Source organism: Corynebacterium maris DSM 45190 (assembly GCF_000442645.1).
Classification (GTDB): domain Bacteria; phylum Actinomycetota; class Actinomycetes; order Mycobacteriales; family Mycobacteriaceae; genus Corynebacterium; species Corynebacterium maris.
This window is the reverse complement of record NC_021915.1, coordinates 2,136,861-2,150,589: the sequence shown is the minus strand read 5'-3', so window position 1 is coordinate 2,150,589 and position 13,729 is coordinate 2,136,861. Positions and strand designations below refer to the sequence as shown.

At 66.3% G+C, this 13,729-nt stretch carries 11 protein-coding genes; 2 read left to right on the top strand and 9 right to left on the bottom strand.

The genetic code is table 11. The features are described from left to right. Position 1: 1 nt before the first annotated feature. On the top strand, positions 2-496 hold the full coding sequence (locus B841_RS10000; protein WP_020935381.1) for a hypothetical protein: 495 nt from the start codon (positions 2-4) through the stop codon (positions 494-496). A 6-nt stretch (positions 497-502) separates the two neighbouring features. Here the strand turns inward: B841_RS10000 and B841_RS09995 are convergent, their stop codons facing one another. Genes B841_RS09995 through B841_RS09975 form a run of 5 tightly spaced genes read right to left on the bottom strand, consistent with a single transcriptional unit; the run spans position 503 to position 5,967 of the window. Beyond that, on the bottom strand, positions 503-1,906 hold the full coding sequence (locus B841_RS09995; protein ID WP_020935380.1) for an ATP-binding cassette domain-containing protein: 1,404 nt from the start codon (positions 1,904-1,906) through the stop codon (positions 503-505). A gap of 1 nt (position 1,907) precedes the next feature. Further along, the gene (locus tag B841_RS09990) at positions 1,908-2,705 is read right to left on the bottom strand and encodes an ABC transporter permease (RefSeq protein WP_020935379.1); all 798 of its coding nucleotides are present in this window, start codon (positions 2,703-2,705) and stop codon (positions 1,908-1,910) included. After that, positions 2,702-3,664, bottom strand: coding sequence for an ABC transporter permease (locus B841_RS09985; RefSeq protein ID WP_020935378.1), 963 nt, complete (start codon positions 3,662-3,664; stop codon positions 2,702-2,704). Before B841_RS09985 ends, B841_RS09990 begins: the two co-directional genes overlap by 4 nt. Then, positions 3,661-5,160 carry an ABC transporter substrate-binding protein gene (locus B841_RS09980; protein WP_020935377.1) on the bottom strand — a complete coding sequence of 500 codons (1,500 nt, stop codon included), beginning with the start codon at positions 5,158-5,160 and terminating at the stop codon, positions 3,661-3,663. Before B841_RS09980 ends, B841_RS09985 begins: the two co-directional genes overlap by 4 nt. Before the next feature lie 45 nt (positions 5,161-5,205). Continuing rightward, positions 5,206-5,967, bottom strand: a complete 762-nt coding sequence (locus B841_RS09975) for a GntR family transcriptional regulator (RefSeq protein WP_020935376.1) — start codon at positions 5,965-5,967, stop codon at positions 5,206-5,208. Between the two features lie 397 nt (positions 5,968-6,364). Between B841_RS09975 and B841_RS09970 the strand changes: the two genes are divergently transcribed. After that, positions 6,365-8,215: a BCCT family transporter gene (locus B841_RS09970; protein ID WP_020935375.1), complete on the top strand. Its 1,851-nt coding sequence runs from the start codon at positions 6,365-6,367 to the stop codon at positions 8,213-8,215. On the opposite strand, the gene B841_RS09965 is transcribed toward B841_RS09970, so the two are convergent. The 4 genes from B841_RS09965 to treS all read right to left on the bottom strand — a co-directional run bounded on the left by B841_RS09965 (position 8,212) and on the right by treS (position 13,722). Beyond that, positions 8,212-9,249: an LLM class flavin-dependent oxidoreductase gene (locus B841_RS09965; protein WP_041631864.1), complete on the bottom strand. Its 1,038-nt coding sequence runs from the start codon at positions 9,247-9,249 to the stop codon at positions 8,212-8,214. The two genes, B841_RS09970 and B841_RS09965, sit on opposite strands and share 4 nt — an antisense overlap. An 83-nt stretch (positions 9,250-9,332) precedes the next feature. Beyond that, the gene (gene brnQ, locus B841_RS09960) at positions 9,333-10,688 is read right to left on the bottom strand and encodes a branched-chain amino acid transport system II carrier protein (protein ID WP_020935373.1); all 1,356 of its coding nucleotides are present in this window, start codon (positions 10,686-10,688) and stop codon (positions 9,333-9,335) included. Between the two features lie 60 nt (positions 10,689-10,748). Further along, positions 10,749-11,897 (bottom strand): hypothetical protein, encoded by a 1,149-nt coding sequence (locus B841_RS09955; protein WP_020935372.1) that lies wholly within the window; start codon positions 11,895-11,897, stop codon positions 10,749-10,751. Next, complete coding sequence (treS, locus tag B841_RS09950) at positions 11,890-13,722, bottom strand: maltose alpha-D-glucosyltransferase (protein WP_020935371.1); 1,833 nt, start codon at positions 13,720-13,722, stop codon at positions 11,890-11,892. Before treS ends, B841_RS09955 begins: the two co-directional genes overlap by 8 nt. Between the last annotated feature and the right edge of the window lie 7 nt (positions 13,723-13,729).

The window sequence follows — 13,729 nt, the reverse complement described above, 5'->3', positions numbered from 1 at the left end:
CATGCAGAACACGACCATTCCCGACTGGGTGGCCGCCGAAATCGCCGCCGGCCGCACCGAGCTGCAGCCCTTGCTCGACCGCGCCCCGTTTCCCACTGCGGCGGTGCGCACCGTCGCTGAATCCGGCGACTTCCACATCACTGGCGGGCACGTGGCCCGGATTTCCCGCCCACGGCTGGGCACCTGGTTCCCGCAGCACGAACCCCGGCTCACCGACGCCGGGGCAGGCGCCTGGGCCCTGCCCGTCACCGTCACGGCCGAGCTTCTCGACGGCGCCGTCGTCCCCGTCCCGCGGGCCGTCGCCGGCCTGCTCGGCGTGCCGCGCCACTACCAGCGCACCCTGACCTCTGAGCTGGGCGGACAACTGGTCCACCTCGGTGAGCGGGACGCTATCACCGGCCCCATCGATCGCTTCCTCGCCGCCCTGAACGCGCGCGCCGGCGAGCGCGTGGAGCTGGTCTTCGACCCCGCCGGCCGCTTCACGGTGCGCCGATGACCACGGCTACGTAGCGGCCCTGGCCAACAACGCCCTGGTGTACTCGTGCCGCGGATGGGCCCACACATCTTCGGTCGCGCCGTGCTCGACGATCTGGCCCTCATGCATCACGGCCACCGTCGAGCACACCTGGCGCACCACCGACAGGTCATGGGAGACGAACACCAGGGTCAGGCCGTGATCCTCCACCAACTCATCCAGCACCCCCAGCACCTGGGCGCGCACGGAGACGTCCAGCGCGGACACGGGCTCGTCGGCGAGCAGGATCTCCGGACGGCCGGCCACCGCCCTGGCGATCGAGATGCGCTGGCGCTGCCCGCCGGAAAACTCCGCGGGAAAACGACGGGCGGCGTCCGCCGGCAACCCCACCTCGGCGAGGGCCTGCGCCACCCGCCCCACGTCGCCGCCGCCCTCCGCCACCGCCTTGCCCACGCGCAGCCGCGGATTGAGCGAGGACTGCGGATCCTGGAAGACGACGTGCAGGCCGGCGTCGACCCGCACGGAACCGGAGTCGGCCTCCGCCAGGCCGGCGATGATCCGCAGCAACGTGGTCTTGCCGGCGCCGGAACCGCCCACCACCCCGAGACGTTCACCGCGGTGCACCGTCAACGACACCTCCCGCAGCGCCTCCCGGGTGCTGACGTCTTCGACCCGGATGACCGGCTCACCGACCTCGGTCACCCGCGCCGGGGCGCCGGGGCGCGACGCGGCGACCAACGCCCGGGTGTACTCGTGCCGCGGACGGCGCAGCACCTGCTCGACGGGGCCGGATTCCACGACCCGGCCGTCGCGCATCACCCCGACGCGCCCGCACATCCGCGCGATCACCGCCAGGTCGTGGCTGATGAACACCAACGACATGCCGCGCTCCGCCACGAGCCGCTTCAGCAGTCCCAACACCTGGTCCTGACTGGTCACGTCCAGCGCCGTGGTCGGCTCATCCGCGATGAGCACGTCCGGGTCACCCGCCATGGCCAAGGCGATGAGCACCCGCTGCCGCTGCCCGCCGGAGAGCTCATGCGGGTAGGAGCGCTGCTTCTCCGCGGCCAGACCGACGTCCGAAAACAGCTTCTCGACGCGCGCCCGGTCCCCGCCGCAGGCCTCACCGACCTGCCGGCCGACCGTCATCATCGGATCCAGCGCGGTCATCGGCTCCTGAAACACCATCGCCACCTTCGACCCGCGCAGCGCCCGCATCTTCTTGTCCGGCAGATTCAGAATCTCCCGCCCCGCCAGCGACACCGACCCGGTGGCGCGCATCCCGTCCGGCAGCAGCCCCAGCACCGCCAGCGCGGTCATCGACTTGCCGGAACCGGACTCGCCGATGATGCCCACCCGCTCGCCGGGGCCCACGGTGAAGGAGACGTCCTCGAGAATCCCGCCGACACTTAACCCGGTGACCTCCAACATCTCAACGCCTCCGCTTCGGATCCAGGGCGTCACGCAGACCGTCGCCCAACAAATTGAAACCCAACACCGCCACCGCGATCGCCAACCCCGGCCACAACGCCAACTGCGGCGCCGAACCCAGATACGCCTGCGCACCCTGCAACATCCGGCCCCACGACGGCGTCGGGGGAGCGGTGCCCAACCCCAGGAAAGACAACGCCGCCTCCGCCAGGATCGCCAACGCGAACGCCACCGTCGCCTGCACCACCAATATGCCGCCGATGTTCGGCAGCACATGCCGCCACGCGATCACCGGGCCCGGCACCTTCGACACCCGCGCCGCCGCAATGTAATCCTGCGTCATCACCTGCAACGTCCCCGCCCGCGCCACCCGCGCGAACCCGGGGATGCCCGCCACACCGATCGCCAGCATGGACGTCACCGTCGACGGGCCGAACACCGCGCCCGCCACGATCGCCAACAACAACGCCGGAAACGCCAACACGATGTCCGCACCCCGCATAATCAGGGTCTCCGGCCACCCGCGGCGCATCCCCGCCCACACGCCCAAAGCGGTGCCGAACACCGCCGCGACGCCCACGGCCACCAACCCAACCAACATCGTGATCTGCGCGCCCGCCATGATGCGCGACAACACGTCGCGCCCCAACCGGTCCGTGCCCAACGGATGCTCCCACGACGAACCGGCGAGCCGCTCCGCCGGCACCGCCAGCAACGGATCCTGCGGCGTCCACACCAACGACACCACCGCCAACGCCACCGTCACGCCGACGATGACGGCCCCGATCTTCAGCTTCATGCGACCACCGCCTCGTCGTCGCGACGACGCCGCCGCAGCCGTGGATCCACCAGCCGGTACAACAGATCCACCACAAAATTCACGGCCAACGTGAACACCACCAGCAACATCACGATCGTCTGCACCGCCGTCAGATCACGGTTCGACACCGCGTCCAGCAGCATCGACCCCAACCCCGGCAACACGAACACCTGCTCGATGACCACCGCGCCGACGATCAGACTCGTCAACTGCACGCCCGTCACCGTCAACACCGGCAACGCCGCATTCCGCAGGCCGTGCCGCCACAACGCCTCGTCCCGCGACTGGCCGATCGAACGCGCCGTGCGAATGTAATTGGTGTCCAACACCTCGACCACGGCGCCGCGCACATACCGCGTCATGATCGACGCCTGCACCAGCGTCAACGCCACCACCGGAAGAATCAACCGCCGCAGAAACTCGCCGAAGTCCACCCCCGGCGGCACCCACCCGTTCGCCGGCAGCCACCCCCACCGCACGGAAAACACCGCCACCAGCAGGACACCGGCCAAAAAACTCGGCACCGCCATCCCCACCTGACTGAACGCACTGATGACCACACCGTCCGCCCGGTACGCCCGCCGCGCCGCCCACACCCCCAACGGCACCGCCACCAGCAAAGACAACACCATCGCCGTCCCGCACAGGATCAACGACACCTGCAACCGGTCCCACACCAACGGCGTGATGTCCTGCCGAGACGCCAACGACGTCCCGAAATCACCCGTGAGCAGACCACCGACCCACTCGACATACTGCACCGCCAACGGCCGGTCCGTGCCCAACTGCGCAGACAACTCCGCCACCGCCTCATCCGTGGCCGTGACCCCCAGCGCCACGCGCGCCGGGTCGCCCGGAATCGCCCGCAACAGCAGAAAAATCACCACGCTGGCCACCGCCAGGGAACCTAAAAACCGTGCGAGGAGCCGAAGAATCATGCGCTTCTCCCGATCTCCGCGAGGGGTAGGGCGTCGGTGACCACGTTGGCTTCCACGCCGGTCACACCTGGCGCGGTGAGCACGATGTTCGGGGTGTTGACCAACGTCAGCGACCCGGCCTCGGCCATGATCTCGTCCACCGCGCGCCGCATGTGGCCCACCTGGTCGTCGCCGGAGTCCGCGCGGGCGAGGTGCTCGCGGACCGGCTCGGAGTCGAAGCGCAGGTAGTGGTCGGGGTTTCCGAAAAGCACCGGGACGTCGCGGGGCTCCACGTGCGCGATCAGCGACATCTGGTAATCGGCGGAGCCCATCACCTCGGACAACCACACGGCGGGAAACTCGGAGGAGACCAGCGAGACGTCGAAGCCGATCTGGCGCAATTCGGAAAACAACAATTCGGCGGCGGTCTCGGCGTAGGGCAGCGACGGGATCTTCATGGTCACCTGCGGCCGGTCGTCCTCGGAATAGCCGGCCTCGCGCAGCAGCCGCCGGGCCCGCTCCGGGTCGTGGGAGTAGTAGTCGCGGCCGGTGAACCACGGGTCGGTGGGAGGCACGGGGGCGCCGCCGGTGTCCGTCGCCAAGCCCTCATAGACGACCTGGCTGACGGCCTCGCGGTCGACGCCGTAAGCCACGGCCTGGCGCACCCGGACGTCGTCAAAGGGGGCGGCGTCGTTGTTCATGCTCAGCAACAACTCTCCGTTGGTGGTGCCCACCTCGACGCCGAACTCCTCGGGCAGCGTGTCCAGAAGCTCCGGGGCCTGCAGCGACCACACCACGTCGACGTCCCCGGAACGCAGCGCGTTGACGGAGCCGACGGCGTCGGAGAAGTACCGGATGGCGGCGTCACCGTCCGCGGGCTCGCCCCAGTAGTCCGCGCGCGCGGAGTAGGAGACGGACTCGCCCACGGCGAAGCGTTCTACGGTGTACGGCCCGGTGCCGATCGGGTCGGTCGCCAGGGTCTGTGTGCCGGTCGGCGTCATCATCGCGCCGGTGAGCGTGCCCATCGACCACAGCCATTCATTGGAGGGGTGCGCCAACGTCACTTCCAGGGTCAGCGGGTCGACGGCGCGGGCCTGGGCCACCGGATCCATCTGCGATTTCAACCCGTTCGTCCACTCGTTTTGCACGTAGTCGATGGAAAAAGCGGCCGTCTCGGCGGTGAACTCCTCGCCGTTGGAAAAGGTGACCCCGTCGCGCAGGTGGAAGGTGTAGGTCAGTCTGTCGTCGGAGACGTCCCACCCGGTGGCCAGGTGCGGGACGATCTCGCCGTCCTCGTCGATGCGCACGAGCGTCTCATAGACGTTGGCCATCAGCGCCTGCGGGATGGCGGCGCCGCCGGTCGAGGTGAAATCCAGGGAAGCGGGGGCGGCGACGGTGCCGACGACGACGCCGTCGTCGACGCGTCCGACCTGGGTGGCGGTGGATCCCGCGGAGCAGGCCGGCAACGCCAGGGCCAACACCACGGTGCAGGCGAGGACTACCCGGCGGATCAGCATGGACAAATCATAGGCCGTCCCTGGAGACCGGGGTCAAGCGGGAGCTTAAATGTCCAGTGATCCCCAGAGCGGGATGGACGTGCCGTTGATGTGCGTCGTGCCCAGGCTGAGCACGTCGCCGAGGTACCGGTAGTCCGCGAACTCCACGGGCACGCCGTTCTGGTCGTAGACGTGCAGCAGCGTCTGCAGAAGCGGCGAACCAGGGGTCACGCCCAGCTTCTCGGCGTCGTCCTCCGACGCCTCACGCAACCGCAGCGAACGCCGAATGGTGTCGAACTTGACGCCCTGGCGGGCCAGGTGGCTGTGGATGGAACCGGAGCTGGTGTCGAACCCGAGGACGTGGACGCCGGCCTCGATGCGGAAGCTGACGTTCTCGATCATGAACGGGGTGCCGTCCGCCAGGCGGACGCGCTCCACGGACACGATGGGATCATCCGACTCCAACTCGAGCTTTTCGGCGATCTCCTCGTCCGCGGGGCGGCGGGTGATCCACTCCGTCCGCTGGCCGGGCTCGTAGCCGAGCTTTTTCAGCCACTGGCTGGTGGACAGCACCGTCTCGAAGGACGCGGCGTTGTTGTCGCCCGTGTCCAGGACGATGGAGCGGCGGCCGCGGCCGGAGGAGATCAACCCTTCGGAGCGCAGGGTGGACATGGCCTGGCGAACCGGACCACGTGAAGAATCGAACTGTGCACACAACTCCGCCTCCGACGGCAGTGTGTCGCCGGGTTCGTATGTGCCGTCGCGAATTTCTTTCCGCAGGTATTCGGCGATTTTCTCGTGCTGCTGCGGTCGGCGAAGGGGTGCCATGGGCGACTCCTTGAGATGATGAAAGCGGGTAACGGCCTAAGTTGTAAATAATACTACCACTGGCGAAAATTCAACAAAAGGCACGCGTCCCCATGAGCTTACGCGGGAACGGGTGGACATGCGGCCGAGGTCGGGGAGCTCTATTAAAGTGCGGTGCGACATACACACGACGGGGTGGGAAAGAGGGGCGTCGCATGGCCGGGGCAGGGGTCTACGCCTACCGGTCCGCGAGATCTGCGAGGTCGCCGACGCCGAAGCCTGCCACGCGCTCTAACCCCAGGTCCACCTGGAGTTCACGCCACCGCCAACAAAAACGGGGGGAAGGGGGTGCAAACCAGTCTGTTCTTCGCAATCATGGGGGTATTCTCTCTTTTCTCGAAAGATAAGGAAACTCGTCATGTCCTCAGAGACGCCACCCCTTACTTCGGAGCCCCGAAGTAAGGAAGAGTACGAACAAAAACCCAAAAAGCCTTTCCTCGGCCTACAATCGGACCCCGCCATCACACTGGGGGCCGTCGGGTTCATCGTCATCTTCGTCGTCGGGGCGATTCTGGCGGGTGAATCCGCGCAGAATTTCTTCGCCACCGTCGCCGACGGGTTGAACACCAACCTCGCCTGGCTCTACATCGGCGGAGTCTCGGCGATCTTCCTCTTCCTGATCGCCATCTTCATCTCCCGGTTCGGCACCCTGCGGTTGGGCGACGACGACGAAAAGCCCCGCTACCCGCTGCACATCTGGTTCGGCATGCTGTTCGCCGCGGGCATGGGCGCGACCCTGATGTTCTGGGGCGCGGCCGAACCGCTGCACCACTCCTATAACCCGCCGCAAGGCGACATGGCCTCGATGTCGGACGCCGCGGTCACCCAGGGCTTCGGCTACGCCTTCTACCACCTGGCCACCCACATGTGGGTGGTCTTCACCATGCCGGGCCTGGCGCTGGGCTACTTCATCTACAAACGTAAACTGCCCCCGCGCATCTCCTCGGTGTTCGCCCCGATCCTGGGCGGACACATCTACAAGTGGCCCGGCAAGTTCATCGACGCGTTGTCGATCATCGGCACGACTTTCGGTATCGCCGTGTCCGTCGGCCTGGGTGTGTTGCAGATCAACGCCGGCCTGAACATCATCTGGGACGTCCCGCTGGCCGGCTGGGTCGAGCTGCTGGTCATCATGTTCATCACCGCCGTGGCCTGCATCTCGGTGGCCTCGGGCCTGGACCGCGGCATTAAGATCCTGTCCAACATCAACATCGGCATGGCCGTCGCGCTGCTGGCGTTCATCCTGCTGACCGGCCCGACGCTGACCCTGCTCAACCAGACGGTCGAAAGCTTCGGCATTTACGCTTCCACGCTGCCTGAGCTGATGTTCTGGGTCGACGCCTCCAACAGCAACCCGGGTTGGCTGGGCTCCTGGACGGTGTTCTACTGGGCCTGGACGATCTGCTGGTCGCCGTTCGTGGGCATGTTCATCGCCCGCATCTCCCGCGGCCGCACCGTCCGCGAATTCATCGGCGGCGTGCTCGCCCTGCCGTCCATCTTCACCGTCGTGTGGATCTCCATCATGGGCCGCACCGGCATTGAAATCGAGCGCAACGACCCAGGCAGCATGACCGGCCCCGTCGTCGACGACGGCCAAACGGAAGCGGCCCTGTTCACCTTGCTGGACAACCTGCCGCTGACCGCCATCGTGGCCCCGATCGCGATCCTGATCATCATCGTCTTCTTCATCACCTCGATGGACTCCGCCGGCCTGGTCATGGACATGTTCACCACCGGCGAGGAAGCCAAGACCCCCACCTACTACCGCGTCACCTGGGTCATCGGCATCGGCGCGGTGACCGCGGCCATGCTGATCATCTCCCCGGAGACAGGCATCGCCACCCTCCAGGAGGTGGCCATCATCATGGGCCTGCCCTTCCTGATCATGCAGTTCATCATGATGTTCTCCTTGATCAAGGGCATGAGCGACGATGCGGCGGCCGCCCGCCGCATCCGCACCAGGCAGTGGGAGAAGACCGACTCCCCGGAGAAGCTGGAGGAGCACGACGCCCGCCCGGCGCCGGGCTACGACGAGGACGGCGACCCCCTGCCGGAACCGGTCCTAGAGTACGACGAGGACGGCAACCTCGTCATCCCCGGCGACGTCGTCATCGGCGGCGAAATCGTCAACCGCGACGAGGCCGGCAACGTGACCCGCGACCTACGGGTCGTGGAGCAGGTCCGGCCCCGCGCCTGGGACGAAGACTAGCGCTTTTCATTCCAGTCGCCCGGGGCCCCGGCGGCCTCCGCCGGGTCCAGCTCCCACGCGTCCGCGAGGATCTCCATCGAACGCACCGCGTGCGCGTGGGAGGGGCCCTGGAAAGACACCATCAGCTCGTCGGCCTGCGCCGTCTGCGTGAACCCTTCCAGGTACTCACGGACCTGCTCACCGGTGCCGGTGGCGGTGAACTTCAACATTTCGATGATCTGCTGCCCCGAATGAGATTCGACCAGCCGGTCCAGCTGGGCCTCCGTGATCGGCGCCCGGCTGTTGACCATCTGCTTCACCCGGTTTCGGCGCACGATCTCCGTCTGCCGCTCCGCCTCCTCCTGCGTTTCTGCGGCGGTGACGTTGACCGCCGCGATGACGTACGGCTCGGAGAGCACGTCGGAAGGCTCGAAGTTATCGCGGTAGTACTTCGTCGCCTGCATCAGGTGGGTGGGGGCGAAGTGCGAGGCGAAGGAATACGGCAACCCGAGCTTCGCGGCGAGCGTGGCGCCAAACATGGAGGAACCCAGGACATACAGCGGGACGTTCGTGCCCGCCCCGGGGATCGCCTGCACTCCCGGGATGTGGGAGTTGCCGGTGAGGTAACCGTGCAGTTCGACGACGTCGTCCGGGAAGTGCTCCGCGGCGTTGGGGTCACGGCGCAGCGCCCGGCCGAGGGTGTTCATGTCCGTGCCAGGGGCGCGCCCCAGACCTAAGTCGATGCGGCCCGGATTGAGCTCGGCGAGGGTGCCGAACTGCTCGGCGATGACGTAAGGGGAATGGTTCGGCAGCATGACGCCGCCGGCGCCGAGCCTAATCCGCTCGGTCTTCGCCGCGATGTGCGCGATCAGCACCGCCGGGGAGGACGACGCGATGGACGGCATGTTGTGGTGCTCGGAGTACCAGATGCGCGAGTACCCCAGCCGCTCCGCCGTCTGCGCCAGCTCCAGGGAACGCGCCATGGACTGACCGGCGCTTTCTCCTTCATAAATGGTACAGAAATCGATGACGGACAAGGGGAGGCGGGCAGTCATGGTGGCCTGGCCTTTCGTTGACGGGGAACAAGGATTCTCATTCCCAGCCTACGGAAGGCCCACCGGGTGCGCCCCGGCCGCTGTTAGCTTTCGGTCAGCACCTGCGGCTGCTGCGTGGCCGGCGGCGGCGTGGGCTGCCCGCGACGGGTGGTCAGATCGATGATCAAGCCGATCACGACGGCAACCACCGTCGGCAAGACCCAGCCCAGTCCGGCGCCCTGCAGCGGGGCCCAGTCGACCAGGGCGGTGACGCCGAAGCTGGTCAGCGCGGACCAGATGACGGCGACCCACACGCCCAGCAGGTAGGTCCACCGGAAGCGGCCACGGCCGAAGATCGGCTCAATCAGGGCGATGAAGATCAGGGCGATGGCCGGCGGGTAAATGAAGCCGATGATTGGGGCGGCGATCGACAAGACGGTGTCCAGGCCGGCGGTGGCCATGGCGAAGGACGCGAAGGCGAAGATGACCGCCCAGGTTTTGTAGCTGATGCCGGGCAGCAGCTCGGTGAAGAATTCGCTGGTGGCGGTGATCAGGCCGACGGCGGTGGTCAGGCAGGCGAGCACCACGATCGCGGCGAAGATGATCTGGCCCGGGACGCCCATCGTCAGGTTCGCCGCGGAAGACAGGATGGAGGCGCCGTTGTCGTAGGAGCCTCCGTCGGGGATGACCTGGCCGATCAAGCCGAGCCCGATGTAGATCGCGCCCAGCAAGACGCCGGCGCCCACCCCGGCGACGATGGCGGCGGAGGCCAAGGGCTTGCCCTCTTTCACGCCGTTGTAGCGCAGCGCGGAGATGACCACGATGCCGAACGCCAGCGCGGCGATGGCGTCCATGGTCAGGTAGCCCTCCAGCAGGCCGGCGGCCATCGGCGCGTCGGTGTAGACTTCGTTCGGGGCTCCGGCGGCGTAGTCGAAATTGACCAGGGCGAGGATGATCAGCAGCGCCAGCAGCACGACCAAGACCGGGGTGAGGTATTTGCCCAGCGTCGAGGAAATCGTGTTCGGATTCCACGACAGGGCCAGGGCCACGCCGAAGAAGATGAAGTTGAAGATCCCCGACGCCAGCATGGAATCCCAGCCGGTCAGCGGGGTCACGGCCATCTCGAAGGACACGGCGCCGGTACGCGGCAGAGCGTAGAACGCGCCGATGGACAAGTAGGCGAGGATCGGGAAAATGAGGCCGAACACGCGGCCCGCCCGGGAGGCCAAGTCACGGACGCTGTGGCCTGACAGCGCGATCGCGATGATGCCCAGCACGGGCAGCAGCACGCCAGCCCCGAGGAAGCCGATGATGGCGGGCCAGAAGTTCGTGCCCGCGTCCACGCCGAGCTGCGGCGGGAAAATCAGGTTGCCGGCCCCGAAGAACATGGAGAACAGCATGAGTGACGTGACCACGATGAGGGACACGTGGGATTTCTTGGGGGCGGTCGTCGTGGACATCATTCTCCTTATGCCGGTGATGTGGGCAAACGCTACCGGGCCACTGTGAGGTAGATCAATTTAGGAGAGCAGGCGGGTGACCGCCGACAGGGGGATCCCCACCCAATCGGGGCGGTTATCCGCCTCATAGACTACCTCGTAGAGCGCTTTATCCAGCACATACGCATCCAGCAGGGGGGTGCGTCGGATGCCATAGCCCGCCAGGAAAGCCTCCGACGCCTCCGCCACCCACTTCTGCGGGTCCGGGCTGTCGGCGTGGAAGTGCGCCGCGTAATCCAACGACCGTAACACCCCGGCGACGTCCCGCAGCGGGGAATCCGGCAACTGCCGATCCGCCAGCGAACGGGCGGGCTCGCCCTCGAAGTCGATGAGCAGGTAGCGGTCATCGGTGCGCAGCACCTGCCCCAGGTGCAGGTCGCCGTGCACCCGGTGCACCGTGGTCATCTCCCCGGCCAGGGACGCGTACAGGTCATGCGCTTGATTGGCGTGCTTTTCGACGTCCGGGTTACGCGCCGCCAATTGCTCCAGGTGCCGGTCCAATTCGCCCGCGCGAATCTCTGCGTGTTGCTCCTCCACTCCGAACTCCGCCGCCAGCGCCACGTGCACTGCCCTGGTGGCCTCGCCCAACATCCGCGCCTCCTCGGCGAAGGAACCGCCGGTGCGGGCGTAGCTGAGCGCCAACTCCCACCCGTCGCGGCCGCCTTCGATGAATTGCTGCGCCATCGCCAGGGTGTAGGTCTCGCGGCCGATTTCCTGGGTAACCCAGCCATACACCCCGGCGACGTGCGGGCAGTCGCCGATGCGCGACAACAGCTCCACGTCCGGGTTCAGCCCGGCCTCCAGTTTGCGGAAGGCCTTGAGCATCACCGGCGGATCCGCTTCCACGATCAGGGAGGTGTTCGACTGCTCGCCCTCAAAAGCGCGGACCGGGGCGTCGGCGGGGTAGGGGAACGAGCCATGCACGGTGCCCAACCGCGATTCCGCCAACGAACGGGCATAGGCGCCCGCCGGCTGCGACCGGTGTAAGGCGTCGCCGTCCGCGTCGGTCAGCACCTGGTAGAAATCCTGAACCCCACCATGGGTGACCTGCAGCAGCTCATGCCGGTAGTGCCCGACCAGGCGCGAATCAATCACGTCGACGGCGTCGATCGCCTCGGACTTGGCGCCGTAGAAACGCGCCTCAGCCAGCATCTGCTCATAGTTAGTCATCGTTGTCCTCGCCGCTCATGTCGTACCAGAAGAAACCGTGCGGAGGCAGAGTCACCGTGATGGGGTAATGCTTAACCTCCGGGAACAGCTCGCCGCCCGTCAGCTCCCGCGGGGTGACACCCTCAAACTCCGAGACATCCAGCTTCACTGCCTGCGGGCGCGAGGAGAAGTTGTTCACGCACAGGATCGCTTCGCCCTTGTGTTCGCGGAGGAAAGCCAGCACATGCTCGTTGCCCGACGGCACCTCCCGGTAGGTGCCGCGGCCGAAAGCCTTGTACTGCTTACGCACCAGCACGTGCTCGCGCGTCCAGTGCAGCATGGAGTTCTCGCGCCGCATTTGATTTTCCACGTTGACGGTGGAGTAGCCGTACTGATCGTTCATGATCGCCGGCAGGTACAGCCGCTCCGGATCCGCCCGGGAGAAACCGCCGTTGCGGTCCGAGGACCACTGCATCGGGGTGCGCACCCCGTCGCGGTCGCTGAGCCAGATGTTGTCGCCCATGCCGATCTCATCGCCGTAGTACAGGAACGGCGATCCTGGCAGCGACAACAGCAACCCGGTCAGCAGCTCCACCTTGTTGCGGTTGCCGTTGAGCAGCGGGGTCAGACGGCGGCGGATGCCCACGTTCGCCTTCATCCGCGGGTCCTTCGCATACGTCGAGTACATGTAGTCGCGTTCTTCGTCCGAGACCATCTCGAGCGTCAGCTCATCGTGGTTACGCAGGAACATGCCCCACTGCGCCGTCTTCGGGATGTGCGGCGTCTCCTTCAAAATCTCCGAAATCGGAGTACGCGACTCCTGATCCAAAGACATGAAGATCCGCGGCATCACCGGGAAGTGGAACGCCATGTGGCACTCGTCGCCGCGGTCCGGCTCGCCGAAGTACTCGACGACCTCCTCCGGCATCTGGTTGGCCTCCGCCAGCAGCATGCGCCCCGGGTACTCCTCGTCAATGACCGCACGAACCTCCTTGAGGAACGCGTGGGTCTCCGGCAAGTTCTCGCCGTTGGTGCCTTCCCGCTCGTACAGGTAGGGCACCGCGTCCAGACGCAGCCCGTCCAACCCCAGATCCAGCCAGAAGCGCATGACGTCGAGCATCGCCTCCTGCACTTCCGGGTTGTCGTAATTCAGATCCGGCTGATGCGAGAAGAAACGGTGCCAGAAGTACTGCTTGCGCACCGGGTCCCACGTCCAGTTCGAATCCTCGGTGTCCACGAAGATGATGCGGGCCTCGGAATAGAGTGTCGGGTCATCCGACCACACATAAAAGTCCCCGTACGGGCCCTCCGGATCATGGCGCGACTCCTGGAACCACGCGTGCTGATCGGACGTGTGGTTCATCACCAGATCCGTGAGCACGCGGATGCCTCGACGGTGAGCCTGGTCCATCAACTCGACGAAGTCGTCGACCGTGCCGAACTCCGGCAACACCTCACGGAAATTACGGATGTCGTACCCGCCGTCACGCAGGGGGGAATCGAAAAACGGCGGCAACCAGATGCAGTCGATGCCCAACCACTGCAGATAATCGAGCTTCTCCGTCACACCCTTCAACGTGCCGGAGCCACTGCCCTCCGGATCGTAAAAGGCACGCACCAACACCTCATAAAACACGGCGTCCTTGTACCAGTCGTGTTCCGGGCGCTCCCACGGGTTGTCACCGGGGGCAGGAGTCGGAGTCTCATACTCCTCCGACTCATGCTCGATCACATAACCTTCCGCGTCCGTCGCCGGACGAGGAACCGGCGCCTCCTCATCCGTGTTTTCGGCCAGAGGATGCGTCGGATTCTCATCCGGGTTCACCGGCGGTTCAGGGCTGTCCATGAATGCA